This window comes from Actinoallomurus liliacearum (assembly GCF_039542035.1).
In the GTDB taxonomy this organism is placed as follows: Bacteria; Actinomycetota; Actinomycetes; order Streptosporangiales; family Streptosporangiaceae; genus Actinoallomurus; species Actinoallomurus liliacearum.
On sequence record NZ_BAABHJ010000001.1, the window covers coordinates 246,722 to 268,343 of the forward strand.

Sequence of the window (21,622 nt, forward strand, 5' to 3'; positions counted from 1 at the left end):
TGTATGTCAACTCTCATTATTTTTAGAAGCGAGCACAACGCAGCACTCCCCCGGCCGCGGATCCATGCGCGCCACCATCCCGGTCGGTTCCAGACCCTCGAGCAGCCCCTCCAGCAGCGCCAGGTTCATCCCGCAGACCAGCGGCGGGAACTCCACCGCCAACGCGTGGAACGGGCAGTTGCGCAGCCGCAGCTCGGCGCCCTCGCGATACGGCTCGTACCCCCTGGCCCGCAGCGCGGCCGCGACCCGCTCACCCGCCGCGGCGTCGTCGTCGTCGTCGGGCGAGCGTACGGTCGCATCCGCCGGCGGCTCCACGCCCTCGGCGTGGCGTACGGCGGCGTCCGCCGGCGGCTCCACGGCCAGGCCCCCGGCGTGGCGTACGGCGGCGTCCGCCGGCGGCTCCACGGCCAGGCCCCCGGCGTGGCGTACGGCGGCGTCCGCCGACGGCTCCCCGGTCGGGACCTCGGACGTGCGTACGCTCCTGCCTCCGGACGAGCGTGTGCCCGGGTCACCGGACGGTCCGGCGGCGGCGGCGCCGGCGGATCGGCCGCGGCTCCGGGCCAGCCGCTCCAGGATCTCCTCGCCGCCGGCCTCCTCGACCGCCGCGGCGAGGAGTTCCGCCACGGCGCGGTAGTCCCTCGGCGGCACGCTCACCACGCGTTCCGTCACCGAACGCCGGTACAGCTTCGCGGGGCGGCCCGCGCCGGGGCCCGTTCGCCCGGCGGGCCGCCGGAAGACCGCTTCGAGGAGGCCCGCCTCGGTCAGGCGGTCGAGATGGAAGGCGGCCAGAGTGCGCTGGATCCCGGCCGCGTCCGCGGCCTCCGCCCGACCCACCTCGTGATCCTGCGCGGCCACGTACTCGTAGAGCCTCCGGCGTACCGGATCCTGCAGGGCCGCGATGGCATCGACGTCGTCCACGTCCCGAGTCTAGGGACGGCACCCGGCCGCGGTGCCCCGTGGCCGGGGCTCAGTAGGCGGCGAGGACGTCGATGACGAACGCCAGCGTGTCGTCCTTCTTGATGCCCGAGGCGGCGTGCCCCTTCGCCCCGTACCCGTCCTTCGACGGGATCACGACGAGCACCCGGCTGCCGACCCGCTGCCCGACCACGGCCTTGTCCCAGCCCTTGATCATCTGACCGGCTCCGGCCACCGCCGAGTCGGGGCGTCCCCGGGCGCGCGTGGACTCGAAGACCTTGCCCGTCCGCCAGATCTGCCCCAGGTCGTGGAAGACGACCAGCTGGTGCGCCTGGACCGGCGGCCCACCGCCCTCGATGATCGTCTTCACCCGCAGTTGTCTCGGCGGCGCCGTCGAGGGGATCTTCATCGTCGGCGTCGACCCGGCGGTGACCTGCGGGAGCGCACCGTCGGTCTGCGGCAGCGACCGGCCCTGCGCGCTCGCGCCGTTGTGGTACGTCGCGATCACGTCGAGCACGAACACCATGGAGTCGGCGGCGCCGATCTGCCACGGCGCGTACCCGCTCGACCCGTACCCCTGACTCGGCGGGATCACGGCCAGCACCCGGCCGCCCGGCCGCTGCCCCTCGAGGGCCTTGTTCAGGCCCGTGACCAGGCGGCCGTAGGGGAAGATGGCGGGCCGCCCGGCCTCATAGCTACTGGCGACCAGTTTGTGGTCGCCGCCGTTCCAGCGGTACCCGACGTAGTTGGCGACCACCAGGTCGCCGTCGGTGACCGCCGAGCCCTTCCCCTTCCGCAGCGTGTCGACCTTCAGCTTCCCCGACGGGGCGGACGCCGGAATCGTCACCGTGGGCTGGCGGCCCACGACCCCGGCGACCTTCAGACCCTCGGGCAGGCCGCCCCCGCTGCACGCCGTGGCGGCGACGAGGGGAAGCACGGCCAGCGCGGCGACACGCCGCATGCGCGAACCTCCGAACACCGGACGATCAGTACGAACCGAGGACGTCGACGACGAACACCAGGGTGTCGGTGCCCTTGATGCCGCCCTGCGGCGAGCCCTTCGAGCCGTACCCCTCCTTCGGCGGCACCACGAGGAGCACCCGGCTGCCGGCCTTCTGCCCGACCAGACCGGTGTCCCACCCCGGGATGACCTGCCCGACGCCGATCGGGAACGACGCGGGCTCGCCGCGCTGCCACGACGAATCGAACACCTTGCCGTCCCGCCACAGCACCCCGTGGTACTGCGCGATCAGCGTCTGCCCCTTCTGCACCGCCGGGCCGTTGCCCTGGATCAGGGTCTTGACCTGCAACGTGCCGGGAGCGTCCGCGGACGGGATCTTGACGGTCGGAGCGGCGCCCGCGCCACCGGTCACCGCCGGCAGCTTCGGATCGTCGAGCTTCTGCGGTGTGCCCTGCGCCGAAGAGGTCTTGCCGAAGCTGTTCAGCACGTCGACCGTCACGACGAAGTCGTCGGTCTTGGCCAGCTGCAGCGACTGGGCGATCTGGTCACCGACGGCCTGGTACGGCAGCGTCATCACCAGCCGCGTCCCCGCCTTACGCCCGGTGATCGCCTTGTCCAGCGCCGTCAGCCCGGTCAGCTGACCGGCCTGACCCACGATCGGCTGCTTCTTGCTGTAGGTGTTCAAGAGTTCCTTGCCGCCGCCCTTGGCGCCCCACTTGTAGGCGACCACCTGCGCGACGACGAGGTCGCCGTTGGCCACCGCCTTGCCGGAGCCGGACACGACCTCCTTCATCTGCTGCTTGACGGGCGGCTTGTCCTTGGGCACCTTCACCGACGGCGCCTTGCCGAACGTGCCCGACACCTTGACCGCCGGCGCCGGGCGGGTCTCGTACCAGACCGCCGCCCCGGCCACCAGCCCCACCAGGACCACGGTCGCCGTCGTGTACAGGATCCGGCGGCGCTTCGCCTGGGCCCGCGTGCCCGACCGGGGAGCGCCGCGGCCCTTGGCGCCCAGCGCGTGCGGCGTGAACTCGGTCCGGGTGATCTCCTTGGCCGCCGGCATCTTCAGCTTGATCGGATCCGGATGGGCGAACCGGCTCTTCGGCTCGTCGTCGACCTCGGTGTCCTCGGCGTCCGCCGGCTCCGCCGCACCAGCGGCCTCGCCGGCCGTCTCCTTCGCGTCCTCGTCCTCGGCCCGCTTCGCGGCGTCGTCGTCGGCGGCCTCGGCGTCGTCCTCGTCCGCGTCCTTCTCCTCGGACCGCTCGGCCGCCTCGCCGCCGGCCGCCTCGGCGTCCTCCGTCTCGGGCCGCTCGGCGGCTCCGGGCTCGCCGCTCGCCGTGGCGTCCGCCGCGGAGGCGTCCCGCCCCTCGGCGTCCTGCGGCTCGTCCGTCCGCGTCTGCTCGCGGCCTTTGACTTCAGACATCTTCTCCACCGTTCCGCGGTTCGACGACTATCGCGACAAGGCCCCCACCCTGTCAGCGGGCATCTAAAGGTAGCGTGAGAACGCCGCTACATTCCCGCGATCAGCTTGTCGACGCGATCATCGACCGAACGGAACGGGTCCTTGCACAGGACCGTCCGCTGCGCCTGGTCGTTCAGCTTCAGGTGCACCCAGTCGACCGTGAAATCGCGCCGCTTCTCCTGCGCCTTGCGGATGAACTCCCCGCGCAGCCGCGCCCGCGTCGTCTGCGGCGGCACCGACTTGGCCTGGAAGATGTCCAGGTCCCTGGCCACCCGCTCGACGGCGCCCTTGCGCTCCAGCAGGTAGTACAGGCCCCGGCCCCGATGCACGTCGTGGTACGCGAGGTCGAGCTGGGCCACCCGCGGCGAGCTCAGCGGCAGATCGTACTTGTGCCGATACCGCTCGATCAGCTGGTACTTCGTCACCCAGTCGATCTCGCGGGCCACCAGGTCCAGATCGCCCGTCTCCACGGCGCGCACGGTCCGCTCCCACAGGTCGAGCACGCGCAGCACCACCGGGTCCGCGCCCCGCCGGTCGATGAACTCCCGCGCCTTGTCGAGATACTCCTTCTGGATCTCCAGCGAGCTGGCCTCCCGGCCGTTTGCCAGGCGCACCTTGCGCCGGCCGGTCATGTCGTGGCTGACCTCCCGGATCGCCCGGATGGGGTTCTCCAGCGTCAGGTCGCGCATCACGACCCCTGCCTCGACCATGCGCAGCACCAGGTCGGTCGCGCCGACCTTGAGCAGCATCGTCGTCTCGCTCATGTTCGAGTCGCCGACGATGACGTGCAGCCGGCGGAAGCGCTCGGCGTCCGCGTGCGGCTCGTCCCGGGTATTGATGATGGGCCGCGAACGCGTCGTCGCCGACGACACGCCCTCCCAGATGTGCTCGGCGCGCTGGCTCACGCAGTACACCGCGCCGCGCGGCGTCTGCAGCACCTTGCCGGCACCGCAGATGATCTGACGCGTCACGAGGAACGGGATCAGCACGTCGGCCAGCCGGCCGAACTCGCCGTGCCGCCCGACGAGGTAGTTCTCGTGACACCCGTAGGAGTTACCGGCCGAATCGGTGTTGTTCTTGAACAGGTAGATGTCACCCGCGATGCCCTCCTCACGGAGGCGCCGCTCGGCGTCGACGAGCAGACCCTCCAGGATCCGCTCCCCCGCCTTGTCGTGCACGACCAGCTCGTCGACGCTGTCACACTCGGGCGTCGCGTACTCAGGATGACTGCCGACATCGAGGTACAGCCGTGCCCCGTTGCGGAGGAACACGTTGCTGCTACGGCCCCACGAGACGACCCTGCGGAAGAGGTACCGGGCCACCTCGTCGGGTGACAACCGCCGCTGCCCGCGAAAGGTGCACGTTACGCCGTACTCGTTCTCCAACCCGAAGATGCGCCTATCCACACTCGCAAGGCTATGCGTCCGAAGGCCGCCGTTGGTAGAGATCAGGTTGCGGTATGCGACGACCCGCCTCGCGGTCGGCGCCCCGACGGCCGCACGACGGCACCGCACGGCGGGCCGGCGTCCGGTCGGCACCTCGGAACCCATGACGGATCGACGACCGGTTCGGCGTACGACGGCACCGGCCTTTACGTTGTAGATCACAAACAGCGGCGCCCGTCCGCCGCGCCCCTTCCCGGGCGCGGCGGACGGGCGCGGACGTCACTCCGCGGTCGCGTCACCCGACTCGGCGCCGGCCTCGGCGCCGGACTCGGCCTGGGCGCTCCCGGCGCCGGCCTCCTCCAGCAGCGCCCGGATCCGGGCCGGCGGCAGCCGCCGGAACAACCGGTGCGTCCGGTTCCGGTCCAGCACCGCGACCTCCAACTGCTCGGCCTCCAGATGCCGGTCGGCATCCTGCCGCTCCAGCGCCCGTACACCCAGCCGCAGCGCCCGGGCCAGCGACAGCCCCTCCTCGTAGTGCTCCTGCAGCCCCGCCGCGACCTGGTCGGCCTGACCGCCCATCGCGACGTAACCGTGCTCGTCGGCGACCGACCCGTCGAAGGTCAGCCGGTAGATCTGGTCCGAGGAGGCGTCCTCGCCCAGCTCCGCGACGACGAGCTCCACCTCGTACGGCTTGTTCATCTCGGTGAACACCGTGCCCAGCGTCGTCGCGTAGGCATTCGCCAGACCCCGCGCGGTGACGTCCCGGCGGTCGTACATGTACCCGTTGACGTCGGCGTAGCGCACACCCGCCTGACGGAGGTTCTCGAACTCGTTGTACTTGCCGACCGCGGCGAACGCCATCCGGTCGTAGATCTCGCTGATCTTGTGCAGCGCGCGGGACGGATTGTCCGCCACGAACAGGATGCCGTCGTCGTACTGCAGCACGACGACGCTGCGGCCGCGCGCGATGCCCTTACGCGCGTAGTCGGCCTTGTCCTTCATCTGCTGTTCGGGCGACACGTAGAACGGCATGGACACCGGTGGCGTTCCTTACTACTCGTTCACTACTCGAGATCGCGGACGTTACAGCAGCGGAGCCGACGGCCCGCCGGGCGAACGCATCCGCCCCTCGATGACCCGCTCCGTCAGACCCCCGACCTCCTCGTCCGGCAACCGCCGGTACCCGTCGGCCGTCACCACGGCGATCACCGGGAAGATCCGGCGGGTCAGGTCCGGTCCACCGGTCGCCGAGTCGTCGTCCGCCGCGTCGTACAGCGCCTGGATGGAGGCGACGACCGCGTCCTCCTCTGCCAGCTCCGGCCGGAACAGCTTCTTCAGCGCGCCCTTGGCGAACACCGACCCCGAGCCGATGCTGTAGAAGTCGTGCTCCTCGTAACGCCCGCCGGCCGGGTCGTAGCTGAAGATCCGCCCCTTGTCCTGATCCTCGTCATAACCGGCGAACAGCGGCACGACGACCAGGCCCTGCAGGGCCATGCCGAGATTGCCGCGGACCATCGTGGCGAGCCGGTTGGCCTTGCCCTCCAGCGAGAGCGTGCGGCCCTCCATCTTCTCGTAGTGCTCCAGCTCCACCTGGAACAGGCGCACCACCTCAAGGCCGATGCCCGCGGTGCCCGCGATCGCGACGGCGGAGTACTCGTCGGCGCGGTAGACCTTCTCGATGTCCCGCTGGGCGATCACGTTGCCCGCGGTGGCCCGCCGGTCGCCCGCCATCACCACGCCGCCCGGGAACGTGATCGTGACGATCGTCGTGCCGTGCGGGATCTGGTCCCCGGCCGACACCCCGGCCGGCAGCTCACGCGACCCCGGCAGCAGCCCCGGCGAGTACGACGACAGGAACTCGGTGAACGACGGGGGGCCCTGGCTCATGAACGCGCCCGGCAGACGCCCCGGCGCGGAACCTTGCGACGTCACACGACTCCTTCCAAAGGCAGCGGATGCGATGCGCCTCCGCAACTCAGACCCTACTGTCACTGTGACGTCAGGCGCATACCGCGTGATCCCTGCCCCCGTCCGCTCAGGGCGAACCCGACCGCGTCAGTCAGCGGCCGTCAAGGCCCACTCCGGCCGCCCCAACGGCTCCCGCGGCAACGCGTCGCGATCCGGAAACCCCGGATCACTCAGATCGAGCGCCGGAAACCGCTCCTCCGCCGGCTCCCCGCCTGCGAAGATCACATCCATCTCCCACGGATCCTCGGAGTCCCCCTCGGCCATCGTGTGCAGGACCGCCAGGTCGTCCATGCAGGCCCGCCCCAGATGCCACCCCGGATCGGCGACGTCCTCTGCGGACCGCCGCGGGCGTACGGCGGTCACCTCGAAACCGCCGTCCTCGGCCAGCCGGAGCCCTGACAGCCCGCCGGTGAGGTACTCGATCGCCCGGCGCACCACCCACGGATCGTCCCGTAGCTGCCCCATCCCCGTATTGCAGTCGGCGCACAGAATCCCCCGTACGGCGCCGGTGACGTGATCGTGATCGACGTGCGCCGGAGCCGCCGCCCGGCAGATCGGGCAGACACCCCCCTGCCGCTGGACTAGGCACTCAGCCTCGTCAGCGCCGATGCCGTAGCGCTCGGTCAGGTGGTAGTGGCGATTGCCCTGGGAGCCGTTCCGCGACCGGCCACGCGACCGCGGTTGGGGGCGGTACTCCTCGACCAGCCGGCCCTCCAGGTAGTCCACGGCCCGCCGCATGACCTTGGCGTCGTCCTTGAACTGGCCCAATGCGCCATTGCATCTGAAGCAGAGCATCCCCCGCACTTCTCCGGTGGCGTGGTCATGATCGACGTGCAACGGTCGGCGGTGGAGGCAGATCAGGCAAAGATCTCCGCGCCTCCCGGAAAAGGCATCGACTTCTTGTTCCGTCAGCCCGTAGCGGTGCTTGAGAAGGTAGTTCCGAACGCTCCCGTGCTGTTTGGCCTTCTGCAGGGCCATGACGGAGTTGTGGCACGGCTTACAGTAGGCCGCACGCCCGGACTTTTCGGCTCGGTTGCTGCCGAACGCAGAGAAATCCTTGATCTCCCCGCAACGCGGACAGTACTTCGATCCATCAGGAACGTCCGGCCGTTCCCGTACCACTTTGCCTTGGGTACTCATCCGCTTGCGATAACTCGCCTTCGAACGAGCCCGAAAGCACTCTTTGCAATACCGCGCAAGGCCGTCCGCCATGCGCTTATTTCGACCGAATTCAGCAGCAGGCTTTAATTGCCCGCAATCGGGACACTTCTTTGGATCCCCCGAATCGGACATATACGGTCACTCTCCACCTTTTTGGACATAGCTCCGGACGAATTCCTCTGCGTTCTCTTCGAGAACTTCGTCGATTTCATCCAGGATTGCGTCGACGTCGTCGGTGAGCTTCTCCTGGCGCTCCTGGACGTCCTCGCTGGGCGCGGTCTGGGTCTCGTCGACCTCTTCCTCGCGCCGGGTCGTCTGCCGCTGGCCGCCGGTGTCCCTCGTTGCCATGGATGATCCTCCCGTTCGTGCCGAGACCTTGACTCTATCGTCGGCCACCGACGCGGAGTGGATCACTGGGCGTGCGCCACGCCGTCGGCGGTTGGTCTCCTGACGCCGTTATCGCCAGTCGCCATCGCAGCGAAACGGTCATAACCGTCACAACTGTGCAGCGATCACAGCCGCACCCCACCTCGTCGTCCGCCCGTACGCCGGCCGAGAAGGGCGTACGGGCGGGCGTGCGGGGTCACTCGCCGGTGAGGGCGGACACGAGGTCGGAGGCGGTGCGGCAGCGGTCCAGGAGGCTGCCGACGTGCGCCTTGGTGCCGCGCAGCGGCTCCAGGGTCGGTACCCGCTGCAGCGACTCCCGGCCCGGCACGTCGAAGATCACCGAGTCCCAGGACGCCGCCGCCACGGAGTCGGCGTACTGCCGCAGGCACCGGCCTCGGAAGTAGGCACGGGTGTCCTCCGGCGGATCCTCGATCGCCGAGTCGACCTCGGCGTCGCTGACGATCCGCTCCATCCGCCCGCGGGCGGCGAGCCGGTTGTACAGGCCACGGTCGGGGCGGACGTCGGAGTACTGCAGATCGACGAGCTGCAGCCGCGGGTGGGACCAGTCGAGGCCGTCGCGGGTGCGGTAGCCCTCGAGCAGCTCGAGCTTGGCGACCCAGTCGAGCTCGCGGGACAACTGCATCGGGTCCTCGCCGAGCCGCTGCAGGACCGACTCCCAACGGTCGAGGACCTCGACGGTCAGGTCGTCGGCGTCGCCGCCGAAGCGGTCCTCGACGTACTTGCGGGACTGCTCGAGGTACTCCATCTGGAGCTGGATCGCGGTCATCTTCCGGCCGTCGCGCAGCGTGAGCAGGTGCTTGCAGCTCGGGTCGTGGGAGATCGCCCGCAGGGTCGCGACGGGCATGTCGACCGACAGGTCGACGGTGAGGAAGCCGTCCTCGATCATGGCGAGGACCAGCGCGGTGGTGCCGAGCTTGAGGTAGGTCGAGACCTCGCTCATGTTCGCGTCGCCGATGATGACGTGCAGCCGGCGGTACTTCTCCGGGTCGGCGTGCGGCTCGTCGCGGGTGTTGATGATGGGTCGCTTGAGGGTCGTCTCGAGACCGACCTCGACCTCGAAGAAGTCGGCCCGCTGGCTGATCTGGAAGCCGTCGCCGCGGCCGTCCACGCCGATGCCGACGCGGCCGGCGCCGCAGACCACCTGCCGGGTGACGAAGAACGGTGTGAGGTGCCGGACGATGTCGGAGAACGGGGTCTCCCGGCGCATGAGGTAGTTCTCATGGCAGCCGTAGGAGGCGCCCTTGTTGTCGGTGTTGTTCTTGTACAGCTGGATCGGGTGGGTGCCCGGGACCCGGGCGGCGCGGGCCGCGGCGTCGGCCATGACGCGCTCTCCGGCCTTGTCCCAGATCACGGCGTCCCGGGGGTTGGTGCACTCGGGCGTGGAGTACTCCGGGTGGGCGTGGTCGACGTAGAGCCGGGCCCCGTTGGTGAGGATGACGTTGGCCAGCCCGAGATCCTCATCGGTCAGCTGGGTGGGGTCGGCGACCTCTCGGGCCAGGTCGAAGCCGCGGGCGTCGCGCAGCGGGTTCTCCTCTTCGAAGTCCCACCGTGCCCGCCTGGCCTTCGCCGCCGACGCCGCGAGGTACGCGTTGACGACCTGCGAGGAGGTCACCATCGCGTTGGCCCCTGGCTGACCGGGCACGGATATGCCGTACTCGGTCTCGATCCCCATCACGCGCCGCACGCTCATAGGTCTGAGCCTAATGCGCGATGGGCGTGGTCCTGTGCGGCGCGGCGGGATCGTGATGCGAAACCGGGCGTGGACGGAGAGGCCGGATCCGGCCGCGAACGGCCTCAGCGGCCGTCAGGGCAATGGCCGGTGCAGGGTGGACCAAGACCCGGGTCAACCCGTGGTCATGGCGTGGTGAGCTCGTACGGCCGTCCTGGGACGCGGCAGAACGCGGCGGGACGTGGGTCGGGAGATCCCGGAACGCCGCGTGGCGGCCGGAATCGGATTCCGGCCGCCACGGGTTTCTTCGTCGGTCAGAGGTACTGCCCGGTGTTCGCGACGGTGTCGATCGAACGCCCGGCCTCGGTGCCCTGCTTTCCGGAGACGAGGGTGCGGATGTAGACGATCCGCTCGCCCTTCTTTCCGGAGATCCGGGCCCAGTCGTCGGGGTTGGTGGTGTTGGGCAGGTCCTCGTTCTCGCTGAACTCGTCGACGCAGGCGGCGAGAAGGTGGGTGACCCTCAGGCCCTTCTGCCCGCTGTCGAGGAAGTCCTTGATGGCCATCTTCTTGGCCCGGTCGACGATGTTCTGGATCATCGCGCCGGAGTTGAAGTCCTTGAAGTACAGGACTTCCTTGTCGCCGTTGGCGTACGTGACCTCGAGGAAGCGGTTCTCCTCGGTCTCGCTGTACATCCGCTCGACGACACGCTGGATCATCGCGTCGACGGTGGCCTCCGGAGAGCTGCCGTGCTCCTTCAGGTCGTCGGGGTGGAGCGGCAGGTCCGTGAGGATGTACTTGGAGAAGATGTCCTTGGCGGCCTCGGCGTCCGGACGCTCGATCTTGATCTTCACGTCGAGGCGGCCAGGGCGGAGGATCGCCGGGTCGATCATGTCCTCCCGGTTGGAGGCGCCGATCACGATGACGTTCTCCAGGCCCTCGACGCCGTCGATCTCCGACAGCAGCTGGGGGACGATGGTGTTCTCGACGTCGGATGAGACGCCGGATCCGCGGGTGCGGAAGATGGAGTCCATCTCGTCGAAGAACACGATCACGGGGGTACCCGCGGAGGCCTTCTCGCGGGCCCGCTGGAAGACCAGGCGGATGTGCCGCTCGGTCTCACCGACGTACTTGTTGAGCAGCTCCGGGCCCTTGATGTTGAGGAAGAAGCTCTTCCCCTCGGCGCCGGTCTTCTCGGCGACCTGTTTGGCGAGGGAGTTGGCGACCGCCTTGGCGATGAGGGTCTTGCCACAGCCGGGCGGGCCGTACAGCAGGACGCCCTTCGGGGGACGGAGCTGGTGCTCGCGGAACAGGTCGGCGTGGAGGTAGGGCAGCTCGACGGCGTCGCGGATCTGCTCGATCTGCGGGCCGAGGCCGCCGATATCCTGGTAGGAGATGTCGGGGACCTCTTCGAGGACGAGCTCCTCGACCTCCGCCTTGTGGATCTTCTCGTAGGCGTATCCGGATCGGGTGTCCAGCATGAGCGAGTCGCCGGCGCGCAGGGGGACTCCGCGCAGGGGCTCGGCCAGCTTGACGACGCGTTCTTCGTCGGCGTGAGCGATCACGAGGGCGCGTTCGCCGTCTTCGAAGGCCTCCTTCAGCATCACGACCTCGCCCTGCGTCTCGAACTCGAGAGCGGCGACGACGTTGAGCGCCTCGTTGAGCATGACCTCCTGGCCACGCTGCAACTCGTCGATCTCGATGCCCGGACTGACGTTCACCCGCAGCTTGCGGCCACCGGTGAAGATGTCGACCGTGCCGTCCTCGCGGGCGGCGAGGAACGTTCCGAAGGCCGACGGGGGCTGCGCGAGCCGGTCGACCTCCTCCTTGAGGGCGATGATCTGCTCTCGGGCTTCCTTGAGGGTCGCCACGAGACGTTCGTTCTGGCCCGTAACCGCGGCCAGACTTGCCTGCGCCTCGTGAAGGCGCTCTTCGAGTACACGAACTTGTCGGGGGGACTCCGCGAGCTTGCGGCGCAGCACGGAGATCTCCTCCTCCAGGAAGGAGACCTGCGTCTGGAGGTCGCGGACCTCCTTTTCGTGCTGCGCCTTACGCGCCCCGGCATCGTCACGAGCGGCCACGCTCGTCACCTCCTCAGGCAGAGACGACGACCTACCTGAAACCCTACCTATCCCGAGCGCCTCCGTAACCTGGCCCAGGGGTACTCGTGTCGTGGCGTGGGAACCATGTTCTCAATGAAGTGGCAGGTCCCCGAGGTGAAGGACCTTCGGCGAAGCCCCCCAGTCCTGGGCAAAAAGATCGCCGCCCGGGCTTGACGGCGCAAGTTCTGGCGTCCGGACAGGGCCGGGCGGGGTGGAGAGATTCTCGTCACTCTCCGGACAGATCGGCTTCGGCGGCCGGTTCCCGGGGCGTCGTCTCGGCCGTCTCGCCGTGGGCGCCCTTGGCGGGGCGGCGGCGCCGCGCCGGGGGGCGCACGCCGTCGGCGAGCCGGCGGGCGGTGGCGAGGAAGCCGGTGTGGCCGACCATGCGGTGGTCGGGCCGGACGGCGAGGCCTTCGACGTGCCAGGAGCGCACCAGGGTCTCGAAGGCGTACGGCTCGGCGAAGTTGCCGTGCTCGCGCAGCGCCTCGACGACGCGCGACAGCTGGGTGGTGGTGGCGACGTAGGCGCAGACCATGCCGCCGGGGACGAGGGCCTTGGCGACGGCGTCGAGGCACTCCCAGGGGGCGAGCATGTCGAGGACGACGCGGTCGACGTCGGTGTCGGTGAGGGCGTCCTCGAGGGAGCCGACGGTCAGCCGCCAGGCGGGGTGCGGGCCGCCGAAGTAGCCCTCGACGTTGGCGCGGGCGACCTCGGCGAAGTCCTCGCGGCGCTCGTAGGAGGAGACGGCGCCGTGCTCGCCGACGGCGCGCAGGAGCCAGCAGCTGAGCGCGCCGGACCCGGCGCCGGCCTCGACGACGCGCGCGCCGGGGAAGATGTCGGCGGCGGCGAGGATCTGGGCGGCGTCCTTGGGGTAGACGACGGCGGCGCCGCGCGGCATGCGGAGGGTGTGGTCGGCGAGGAGGGGGCGGAAGGCGAGGTACTCGGTGCCGCCGGAGGACCGGAAGACGCTGCCTTCGGGGCTGCCGATGATCTCGTCGTGCGGGATGGAGCCCTTGTGGCTGTGGTAGACCTTGCCGGCCTGCAGGGTGACGGTGTTGATGCGGCCCTTGGGGTCGGTGAGCTGAACCCGGTCGCCGGGGCGGAACGGCCCGTGCGGGACCTTGGGCATGCGGGAACCGGCGGTGGAGGGTTCGGTCATGTTCTAAGGCTACGGCCTCGCGACGGTCCGGCTGACGTCCTCGGCGGCGAGCACGCCGTACATCTCCCCGGTCGGCTCGACCAGAAGGTACTCGGTGGCGGGGGTGCGCTGGATGGCGGCCAGGAGGTCCTCGCCGGAGAGGTCGGCGGGCAGGATGAGGCCGGCGTCGAGGGTGCGGGTGAGGGTTGCGGTGTCGACCCAGGGACGGCGGTTCTCCGGGGTGGCGTTGACGGCGCTCTCGCTGACGATGCCGAGCGGGTCGCCCTCGTGCCCGACGACGACGATGGCGCCCGCCCGTGCCTCGCGGGCGCGGCGGACGGCCTCGGCGAGGGGCAGGTTCTGCGGGACGCGCACGGCGCGGCGGGCGAGGGTGCGGGCGTTCAGAAGCGGGATGCGTTCGCGCAGCTCGGCGACCCGGATGGCCTCGGTGGCGCCCATCCAGATGAACGACGCCACGAGGGCGCCCCACAGGACCGTGAGCCAGCGGTCGTCGCCGGTGACGGACATGGCGGCGCTGAGGGCGAGGACGGCGATGGCGACGGCGCGGCCGATCCAGCCGGCGGTGACGGTGGCGGCGCGCTGGCGGCCGGTGAGCTTCCACACGCCGGCGCGGACGATGCGGCCGCCGTCGAGGGGCAGGCCGGGCAGCAGGTTGAAGACGCCGACGAGGAGGTTGGCGACGGTGAGCGCCTCGACGAGGAGTTCGGCGACCGGTGGCAGGCTCGCGAGGTGGAGGACGGCGTAGCCGCCGCCGGCGAGCGCGAGGGACAGCGCGGGACCGGCGGCCGCGACGGCGAACTCGCGGCCGGGGGTGCGCGGCTCTCGCTCGATCTCGGAGACGCCGCCGAGGACGTGCAGGGTGATGGCGCGTACCGGCAGGCCGAACCCGCGGGCGACGACGGAGTGGCTGAGCTCGTGGACCAGCACGGACGCGTAGAGCAGCACCGCGTACAGGAAGGCGACGAGGAAGCTCTGCGGCCGGTCGACGATGCGCAGCGCGGTGGGCTCGAACATCACGGTGATGATGATCGCGACGATGAACCAGGTCGGCGAGACGTACACCGGTATGCCGAACGGCCGTCCCATGAGGATGCCCGGGCGGCGGGAGGGACCGCTGTCGCGGGGGGTGCTGTCTGCCACGGGGGGAATGCTACGCGTCCGGCTGTCAAGGGGACCTAAGGGCGTCGGGCGCGATCCTCCCGAGGGCGGGCGGGCATGTTCCGGCGCGATTCTGTCGCCGGTCCCCCCTAGGGTTGCGGTCATGACGGCCATCGAGACCGGCGCGGCGTCCTCCGGCGGTGCCAGCGTGATCGGCACGTTGTCCCCGTCACGGGCGGGCGATTTCATGACGTGCCCGTTGCTGTATCGCTTCCGGGTGATCGACCGGATCCCCGAGCGGCCGAGTCCGGCGGCCGTGCGCGGCACGCTCGTGCACGCGGTGCTGGAGCGGTTGTTCGACATCCCGGCGGCGGAGCGCACGCCGGCGGCGGCGCTGGAGCTGCTGGGGCCGGAGTGGGAGCGGCTGCTGGCGGAGGAGCCGGAGCTGGCGGACCTCTTCGACGGCGCGGACGTCGAGGCGGCGCGCGTGGAGTGGCTGGCCGAGGCGCGGGCGATGGTCGAGCGCTACTTCGTGCTGGAGGACCCGCGGCGGTTGGAGCCGGCGAACCGTGAGCTGTACGTGGAGACGGTCCTGGAGTCGGGCCTGCAGCTGCGCGGCTACATCGACCGGCTGGACGTCGCCCCGACCGGTGAGGTCCGGGTGGTCGATTACAAGACGGGCAAGGCGCCCAGGGCGGACTTCGAGGCGCGGGCGCTGTTCCAGATGAAGTTCTACGCGCTGGTGCTGTGGCGGTTGCACGGCACGGTGCCCCGGTTGCTGCAGCTGATGTACCTCGGCAACGGCGAGGTCCTGCGCTACTCCCCCGACGAGGCGGATCTGCGCGCGACCGAGCGGAAGGTCGACGCGCTGTGGCAGGCGATCCGCCGGGCGATGGACTCCGGCGAGTGGCGGCCGCGCAAGAGCCGGCTGTGCGACTGGTGCGATCATCAGCAGCGCTGTCCGTCGTTCGGCGGGGAGCCGCCGCCGCTGCCGGTGGTGGGCGGCGGGACGGGGACGCCGCGGGACGAGGTCTCGCCGCGGGATCCGCGCGACGACGTGTGAGGCCCGGCGTCGCCCGGTGGGCGGCGGGAAAATGAGGTGACCGGGCGTCCGGCGACCGGCATGATCGGCTGATATGAGCCGGAACGAGACGCCGCGGTCGGCGGGCGGGACCGCCCCGGACGTGTACATCTCGGCCGATGTGGAGGCCGACGGCCCGATCCCGGGGCCGTACTCCATGATCAGTTTCGGGCTGACGGTGGCGGGGACGTACGACGGCCGGACGTTCGAGCGTCGGGATCCGGAGGCCACGACGTTCTACGCCGAGCTGCGCCCGATCAGTGACGAGTACGACGCGGCCGCGCTGGCGGTCAGCGGCCTGGATCGCGAGCGGCTGCTGCGGGAGGGCCGTGATCCGGCGGAGGCCATGTCGGCGGCGGCCCGGTGGGTCCAGGCGGCCGGCCACGCGGAGGGCGGCAAGCCGGTGTTCGCGGCGTATCCGCTGGGCTTCGACTGGATGTTCCTGTACTGGTACTTCGTACGGTTCGCCGAGACGGGGTCGCCGTTCGGGCACTCGCGTTTCCTCGACCTGAAGACGCTGTACGCCGCCCGGTCCGGGGAGACGGTGACCCGGTCGGTGAAGGGTCGGATGCCGCGTCATCTGCTGTCCCGCCGGCGGCACACGCACCACGCGCTGGACGACGCGGTCGAGCAGGCCGAGCTGTTGCAGAACCTGATGGCGTGGGACGGCGCCCCCGCCCGATGACCTCCCGGCCATCGGAGGCGACGGCCTCCCGGCCACCCGAAGCAACGGTCTCCCGGCCGTCCGGGGCGATGACCTCCCGGCCGCCCGGCCCGAGGGCCTCTCCGCCGCCCGGGGCGGTGCCCTCCTCCCGGAGGAGGAGAAGGGATCCGCGTGCAGGAGGGGACCACATACGGTCACACGCCCTAACGTGTGGGTGTGTCCGAGCTGATCCGTGGTCGCCGCGCGTGGCTGGAGGCGCATCCGATCGCGACGGATGCGCTGATGTCCGTGCTGCTGACGGTGACCTTCATCACCGCGATGGTGCTACAGGGAGACGACGGCGCTCCCAAGGGGCCGGACGTCTTCAGCGTGGGCCTCAGCGGCGTGGCCCTGCTGTCGCTCACGATGCGGCGGCGGCTGCCCGTCTCGGTGCTGGCGTTCATGGTCGGTGTCTGCGTGCTGCTGACGGCGATGGGCTATGACATGTCGGCGCCCGCCGTGGCCGTACTGATCGCCACGTACACCCTCGCGGCGCATCGCGGGCTGGCGACGAGCCTGTCCGTGGGCGTGGTGACGCTGCTGGTGTTCATCGCGCTGCTGGTCGGTGTGGGCGCCGATTTCTGGCCGGCGGTGAGCAACACGATCCTGTTCGTGGGCGTCTGGTGGCTGGGGCGGAGCCTGCGGCTGCGCCGGGCCTACCTGAACGAGCTGGAGGCCCGGGCGCGGCGGTTGGAGCGGGCGCGGGAGGCCGACGCGCGGGCGGCGCGTACGGAGGAGCGGTCGCGGATCGCGCGGGAGCTGCACGACGTGGTCGCCCACCACGTCAGCGTGATGACCGTTCAGGCCGGCGCGGCGCGGCGGATCCTGGAGCGCGACCCGGACGCGGTACGCGACGCGCTGACGACCATCGAGCAGATGGGACGTACGGCGCTGGGCGAGATGCGGCGGCTGGTGGGGGTGCTGCGGACGGAGGCGGAGCCGGTACGCGGTGAGCTGTCCCCGCAGCCGGGGGTGAGCGACGTGGGCGAGCTGGTCGATCACCTGCGGGAGACGGGGCTGCAGGTGCAGCTGTGGATCGAGGGTGAGAGCCGGTCGCTGTCGCCGGGCGTGGACCTGGCGGCGTTCCGGCTGATCCAGGAGGCGCTGACCAATACGCTGAAGCACGCGGGTCCGCAGGCGCGTGCCTGGGTGCGGATCCACTACACGGACCGGCAGCTCATGGTGGAGGTCGAGGATGACGGCCGGGGGTTGGCGGCCGGGCTCGGCCAGAACGGCAGCCGTGGGCATGGGCTGGTGGGCATGCGTGAGCGTGTCGCCCTCTATGGTGGCGATCTGCGGATCGGGCCGCGTTCCGGTGGTGGGTTCGAAGTCCGCGCCCGTTTCCCGTTGGAGGTCTAGGTGACGATCAGGGTGCTCCTCGTCGACGATCAGCCGCTGCTGCGCACCGGCTTCCGGCTCATCCTGGAGGGTGAGCCGGACATCGCGGTGGTGGGCGAGGCCGGCGACGGCGCCCAGGCCGTGGAGCTCACGCGGACGCTCCTGCCGGAGGTGGTCCTGATGGACATCCGGATGCCGGGCGTGGACGGGATCGAGGCGACGCGCCGGATCGTCCGGGAGGGTGCCGCGACCCACGATCCTCGGGTGCTGATCCTGACGACGTTCGACCTGGACGAGTACGTCGTCGAGGCGGTGCGGGCGGGGGCCAGCGGGTTCCTGCTGAAGGACGCGCCGCCGGAGGACCTGGTGGCGGCGATCCGGATCGTGGCGAACGGCGACGCGATCGTCGCGCCGAGCGTGACGCGGCGGCTGCTGGACAAGTTCGCCACGCGGCTGCCGGCCGTGCGGGAGACCGCGCCGCCGCGCGGGCTGCGGATGCTGACCGAGCGGGAGCTGGAGGTGCTGCGGCACGTCGCCCGCGGGCTGTCCAACGCGGAGATCGCGGCGGAGCTCGTCGTGAGTGAGACGACCGTGAAGACGCACGTGGGCAACCTCCTGGCCAAGCTCGGGCTGCGCGACCGCGTGCAGGCCGTCGTCTTCGCGTACGAGACGGGTCTCACCCAGCCGGGCCAGAGCTGAGGCCTTCCGGCGGATCACAGGATCTGCCGGAAACCCCCCCGGGCGGCGTCCTCCCCTAGGAGGAGACGGCGCGGACGCTCCGTCTGCGGGTGGAACCGGCCTCCGTCCGCTGGGCCGACGAAACCGCTCACCCCGGGTTTTAGTCTCATGCGAGACAAAGCACCGTATGTGAGCAGGGAGTACTGTTCCGTGCCTGATATCCCCTCCCCCGTGACCGAGCCTCCGGGGCCGGTCGCCGTCGCACCGGCCGCGCGCGCCGACCGGCTCGTCAAGGAGTACGGCCGGGGTGACGTGAAGGTCATCGCGCTGAACGAGGTGTCGGTGGAGCTGCCCGCCGGCCGGTTCACCGCGATCATGGGGCCGTCGGGCTCGGGCAAGTCGACGCTCATGCACTGCATGGCGGGGCTGGACTCGGTGGACTCGGGGCGGGTCTTCGTCGGCGACGTGGACCTGACCCGGCTGGACGACAAGCGGCTCACCCGGTTGCGGCGGGACCGGATCGGCTTCATCTTCCAGGCGTTCAACCTGGTCCCGACGCTGACGGCGCTGGAGAACATCACGCTGCCGCTGGACATCGCCGGCCGGCGGCCGGACCAGGCGTGGCTCGACACCGTGGTCGACTCGATCGGGCTGCGCGACCGGTTGTCCCACCGGCCGGGCGAGCTGTCCGGCGGCCAGCAGCAACGGGTGGCGTGCGCCCGCGCGCTGGCGAGCCGCCCGGAGATCATCTTCGCGGACGAGCCGACCGGCAACCTGGACTCCCGGTCCGGGGCGGAGGTCCTGGCGTTCCTGCGGAACTCCGTGCGGGAGATGGGGCAGACGGTCGTCATGGTGACGCACGACCCCGTGGCGGCCGCCTACGCGGACCTCGTGCTGTTCCTGGCCGACGGACGGCTGGTGGACCGGATGCAGGATCCCACGGCCGAGAAGGTGCTGGAGCGCATGAAGGGCTTCGAGCTGCCGGGGGCCGGCTACCGGTGATGCTCAAGGTCACCGTGCGCAACCTCGTGGCGCACAAGATACGCCTGGCGCTGACGGCGTTCGCCGTGGTGCTGGGTGTGGCGTTCGTCGCCGGCACGCTGGTGTTCACCGACACGATGGGCCGGCAGTTCGACCGGCTGTTCTCCCGGACCGGCAAGGGCGTCGCGGTGGAGGTCCGCCCGAAGAAGGTCGTCGAGTCCGATGACGGCGCGGCGGCGCCGACGCTGCCCTCGTCCCTGGTCGCGACGGTCGGCCGGGTGCCCGGTGTGGCGCGGGCGCACGGTGGGGTGACCGGCTTCGCCGCGGTCGTCGGCAAGGACGGCAAGGTGGTCGGTGGTTCCGGACCGCCGCAGCTGGGCGTCGACTGGGACCCCGGCGACCGGAACCTTCCCATCACGGCCGGGCGCGGCCCGGCCGGCGCGGGCGAGGTCGCCATCGACCGGCAGACGGCGGAGAAGGCCGGTCTGAAGGTCGGGGACCGGGCCCGTGTCGTCGTCCAGGGGCCGACCCAGCCGGTGACGGTCGTGGGGATCGTCGACTCCGGCAGTCTCATGGGCGCGACCGTCACGGCCTTCGACCAGGGCACCGCGCAGCGGCTGCTGCTGCGACCCGGCCGGTTCAGTGACATCACGGTCGCGGCGCGGAAGGGCGTCTCGGAGACGGCGCTGCGCGACCGGATCCAGCGGGCGCTCTCGTCGCCGGGCTACGAGGCGATCACGGGTACGAAGCTGCGCGAGGAGAACAAGAGTCAGGTCGCGACCATCATGTCGTTCATCCGGACGGCCCTGCTGATCTTCGCGGTCATCTCGATCTTCGTCGGCGCGTTCATCATCTTCAACACGTTCTCGATGCTGGTCGCCCAGCGGTCCCGGGAACTGGCGCTGCTGCGCGCGGTCGGCGCCTCACGCCGGCAGGTCACCCGCGCCGTGCTCGGCGAGGCGGTCGGCGTCGGCCTCGTCGGCTCGACCGTGGGGCTGGGCGCCGGCGTGGGCCTGGCGGTGCTGCTGCGGACGCTGTTCAACGCGCTCGGCGCCGACCTGGGCGGCGGGCTGGCGTTCACCTACAAGCCGGTCCTGTGGTCGTACGTCGTCGGCATGGTCGTCACGGTCGTGGCCGCCTACTTCCCCGCCCGCCGGGCGGCGAGGATCCCGCCGGTCGCCGCGATGCGCGACGACGTCGCGATGCCGCAGCGGTCGCTGCGGATCCGGGTCGTGGCCGGATCGCTGGTGACCGCCGCGGGGGCGGTCCTGGGCGGGCTCGGACTCGGCGGCTCCGGCGCGGCGCTGCTGGGCGTGGGCCTCGCCCTGGTGTTCCTGGGCGTGGCGATGCTCGCGCCGGTGCTCGCCCGTCCGGTCGTGCGGGCGCTCGGCGTCGCCTACCCGCGGCTGTTCCGGACGCCGGGACGCCTGGCGACGCAGAACGCCCTGCGCAACCCGCGCCGTACGGCGGCCACCGCGTCCGCGTTGATGATCGGGCTGGCCCTCGTCAGCGGGATCAACGTGATGAGCGCGTCGGCGAAGGCGTCGATCTCCCGGCAGGTCGACCGGACCTTCGCCGCCGACTACATGGTCACCGCGGCGGAACGGATCTTCAGCCCGGCGGAGCCGGCGCGGGCGGTGCGGGCCGCGCCGGGGGTCGAGCAGGTCACGGCCCTGTACTCCGGCCGGTTCGCGGCGGGCGGCGGGACGAGGTCGTTCGTGGCCACCGAACGCCCCGCCGACCTGGAGCGGGCCGCCCGGCTGTCGCTGGTGTCGGGTTCGACGGACCTGGGCCGGGACGGCCTCCTGGTCGACCGGCCGACCGCGACCTCGGACCGGCTGCGGGTGGGGTCGACGGTCGGCGTCCGTTTCCCCGACGGCAGCACCGCGTCGGTGCGGGTCGCCGGGATCTACGCCAGGAACCCCCTGGTCGGGTCCCGAGTGCTGGCGCTGCCGGCCTACCTGGCGCACACGGACCATCCCACGGGCGTCGCCCTGATGGTCAACGTCACCAAGGCCGACACCGCCACGAAGAAGGCCGTCGAGCAGGCGCTGAGCGCCTATCCCGGCCTCAGGGTGCAGGACCGGTCGGACGTGAAGAAGAGCGTCCAGCAGGGCGTCGACCAGTTCGTGCTGCTGCTGACCGCGCTGCTGGCCCTGTCGATCGTCATCGCCGCGCTGGGGATCATCAACACGCTCGCGCTGTCGGTGATCGAGCGGACGCGGGAGATCGGGCTGCTCCGGGCGATCGGCACGAGCCGCCGGCAGACGCGGCGGATGATCCGGCTGGAGTCGGTGCTGATCGCGGCGTTCGGCGCGGTGCTCGGCATCGCCATCGGCGTGGTCGCCGGGATCGGCTTTCAGCGGGCGCTCAGCGGCCAGGGCCTGAACGTCCTGAGCGTGCCGGTCGCCACCCTGATCGGCTACCTCGTACTGGCCGCGGTCATCGGCGTCCTGGCGGCGCTGTGGCCGGCCTGGCGCGCCTCCCGCATGGACGTGCTCAAGGCCATCGCCTTCGAGTAGGCCGGCGCCACCGTCCCGCTGACCGGCCGGGCGG

The 21,622-nt window shown here is 70.8% G+C and carries 18 protein-coding genes; 6 read left to right on the top strand and 12 right to left on the bottom strand.

The window, feature by feature from the left end:
* Positions 1 to 6 precede the first annotated feature (6 nt).
* The 12 genes from ABD978_RS01170 to ABD978_RS01225 form a co-directional block, all read right to left on the bottom strand.
* A complete protein-coding gene (locus ABD978_RS01170; protein ID WP_345346728.1) occupies positions 7 to 918 on the bottom strand; it encodes a helix-turn-helix domain-containing protein in 912 nt (303 codons plus the stop codon).
* Positions 919 to 967: 49 nt separating this feature from the next.
* Complete coding sequence (locus tag ABD978_RS01175; protein ID WP_345346731.1) at positions 968 to 1,876, bottom strand: FKBP-type peptidyl-prolyl cis-trans isomerase; 909 nt, start codon at positions 1,874 to 1,876, stop codon at positions 968 to 970.
* 25 nt (positions 1,877 to 1,901) lie between these two features.
* Positions 1,902 to 3,299, bottom strand: a complete 1,398-nt coding sequence (locus tag ABD978_RS01180) for an FKBP-type peptidyl-prolyl cis-trans isomerase (protein ID WP_345346734.1) — start codon at positions 3,297 to 3,299, stop codon at positions 1,902 to 1,904.
* An 86-nt stretch (positions 3,300 to 3,385) separates the two neighbouring features.
* Positions 3,386 to 4,744, bottom strand: coding sequence for a Pup--protein ligase (gene pafA / locus ABD978_RS01185; protein WP_252783541.1), 1,359 nt, complete (start codon positions 4,742 to 4,744; stop codon positions 3,386 to 3,388).
* 258 nt (positions 4,745 to 5,002) lie between these two features.
* Positions 5,003 to 5,755 (bottom strand): proteasome subunit alpha, encoded by a 753-nt coding sequence (prcA, locus tag ABD978_RS01190; protein WP_345347428.1) that lies wholly within the window; start codon positions 5,753 to 5,755, stop codon positions 5,003 to 5,005.
* A gap of 51 nt (positions 5,756 to 5,806) precedes the next feature.
* Complete coding sequence (prcB, locus tag ABD978_RS01195; protein WP_345347431.1) at positions 5,807 to 6,610, bottom strand: proteasome subunit beta; 804 nt, start codon at positions 6,608 to 6,610, stop codon at positions 5,807 to 5,809.
* Between the two features lie 168 nt (positions 6,611 to 6,778).
* Positions 6,779 to 7,669 (bottom strand): endonuclease VII domain-containing protein, encoded by an 891-nt coding sequence (locus ABD978_RS01200; RefSeq protein WP_345346738.1) that lies wholly within the window; start codon positions 7,667 to 7,669, stop codon positions 6,779 to 6,781.
* A 321-nt stretch (positions 7,670 to 7,990) separates the two neighbouring features.
* Positions 7,991 to 8,200 carry a ubiquitin-like protein Pup gene (locus ABD978_RS01205; RefSeq protein ID WP_345346741.1) on the bottom strand — a complete coding sequence of 70 codons (210 nt, stop codon included), beginning with the start codon at positions 8,198 to 8,200 and terminating at the stop codon, positions 7,991 to 7,993.
* A gap of 235 nt (positions 8,201 to 8,435) precedes the next feature.
* Complete coding sequence (dop, locus tag ABD978_RS01210; protein WP_345346744.1) at positions 8,436 to 9,950, bottom strand: depupylase/deamidase Dop; 1,515 nt, start codon at positions 9,948 to 9,950, stop codon at positions 8,436 to 8,438.
* Between the two features lie 293 nt (positions 9,951 to 10,243).
* Positions 10,244 to 12,016 (bottom strand): proteasome ATPase, encoded by a 1,773-nt coding sequence (gene arc, locus ABD978_RS01215; protein WP_345346747.1) that lies wholly within the window; start codon positions 12,014 to 12,016, stop codon positions 10,244 to 10,246.
* Positions 12,017 to 12,254: 238 nt separating this feature from the next.
* The gene (locus ABD978_RS01220) at positions 12,255 to 13,187 is read right to left on the bottom strand and encodes a tRNA (adenine-N1)-methyltransferase (protein WP_345346750.1); all 933 of its coding nucleotides are present in this window, start codon (positions 13,185 to 13,187) and stop codon (positions 12,255 to 12,257) included.
* 9 nt (positions 13,188 to 13,196) lie between these two features.
* Entirely contained in the window at positions 13,197 to 14,327 is a 1,131-nt protein-coding gene (locus tag ABD978_RS01225) for a site-2 protease family protein (RefSeq protein WP_345346753.1), read from the bottom strand.
* A gap of 121 nt (positions 14,328 to 14,448) precedes the next feature.
* Here ABD978_RS01225 and ABD978_RS01230 point away from each other — a divergent pair, with 121 nt between their 5' ends.
* From ABD978_RS01230 to ABD978_RS01255, 6 genes are all read left to right on the top strand, one after another.
* Positions 14,449 to 15,348 (top strand): RecB family exonuclease, encoded by a 900-nt coding sequence (locus tag ABD978_RS01230; protein ID WP_345346756.1) that lies wholly within the window; start codon positions 14,449 to 14,451, stop codon positions 15,346 to 15,348.
* A gap of 73 nt (positions 15,349 to 15,421) precedes the next feature.
* A complete protein-coding gene (locus ABD978_RS01235) occupies positions 15,422 to 16,051 on the top strand; it encodes an exonuclease (protein ID WP_345346759.1) in 630 nt (209 codons plus the stop codon).
* A gap of 195 nt (positions 16,052 to 16,246) precedes the next feature.
* On the top strand, positions 16,247 to 17,428 hold the full coding sequence (locus tag ABD978_RS01240; RefSeq protein WP_345346762.1) for a sensor histidine kinase: 1,182 nt from the start codon (positions 16,247 to 16,249) through the stop codon (positions 17,426 to 17,428).
* Entirely contained in the window at positions 17,429 to 18,106 is a 678-nt protein-coding gene (locus ABD978_RS01245) for a response regulator (protein ID WP_345346765.1), read from the top strand.
* Positions 18,107 to 18,316: 210 nt separating this feature from the next.
* The gene (locus ABD978_RS01250; protein ID WP_345346768.1) at positions 18,317 to 19,087 is read left to right on the top strand and encodes an ABC transporter ATP-binding protein; all 771 of its coding nucleotides are present in this window, start codon (positions 18,317 to 18,319) and stop codon (positions 19,085 to 19,087) included.
* Positions 19,087 to 21,588: an ABC transporter permease gene (locus tag ABD978_RS01255; RefSeq protein ID WP_345346771.1), complete on the top strand. Its 2,502-nt coding sequence runs from the start codon at positions 19,087 to 19,089 to the stop codon at positions 21,586 to 21,588. The genes ABD978_RS01250 and ABD978_RS01255 overlap by 1 nt, the downstream gene beginning before the upstream one ends.
* Positions 21,589 to 21,622 lie beyond the last annotated feature (34 nt).

Bases quoted from the DNA above. Each gene is read 5' to 3' on its own strand.
- ABD978_RS01230 (WP_345346756.1), top strand. From the start codon at position 14,449: ATGACGGCCATCGAGACCGGCGCGGCGTCCTCCGGCGGTGCCAGCGTG.
- ABD978_RS01200 (WP_345346738.1), bottom strand. From the start codon at position 7,669: ATGGCCCTGCAGAAGGCCAAACAGCACGGGAGCGTTCGGAACTACCTT.
- prcA (WP_345347428.1), bottom strand. From the start codon at position 5,755: ATGCCGTTCTACGTGTCGCCCGAACAGCAGATGAAGGACAAGGCCGAC.
- prcB (WP_345347431.1), bottom strand. From the start codon at position 6,610: ATGAGCCAGGGCCCCCCGTCGTTCACCGAGTTCCTGTCGTCGTACTCG.
- ABD978_RS01235 (WP_345346759.1), top strand. From the start codon at position 15,422: ATGAGCCGGAACGAGACGCCGCGGTCGGCGGGCGGGACCGCCCCGGAC.
- ABD978_RS01180 (WP_345346734.1), bottom strand. From the start codon at position 3,299: ATGTCTGAAGTCAAAGGCCGCGAGCAGACGCGGACGGACGAGCCGCAG.
- dop (WP_345346744.1), bottom strand. From the start codon at position 9,950: ATGAGCGTGCGGCGCGTGATGGGGATCGAGACCGAGTACGGCATATCC.
- ABD978_RS01220 (WP_345346750.1), bottom strand. From the start codon at position 13,187: ATGACCGAACCCTCCACCGCCGGTTCCCGCATGCCCAAGGTCCCGCAC.
- ABD978_RS01205 (WP_345346741.1), bottom strand. From the start codon at position 8,200: ATGGCAACGAGGGACACCGGCGGCCAGCGGCAGACGACCCGGCGCGAG.
- ABD978_RS01175 (WP_345346731.1), bottom strand. From the start codon at position 1,876: ATGCGGCGTGTCGCCGCGCTGGCCGTGCTTCCCCTCGTCGCCGCCACG.
- ABD978_RS01255 (WP_345346771.1), top strand. From the start codon at position 19,087: ATGCTCAAGGTCACCGTGCGCAACCTCGTGGCGCACAAGATACGCCTG.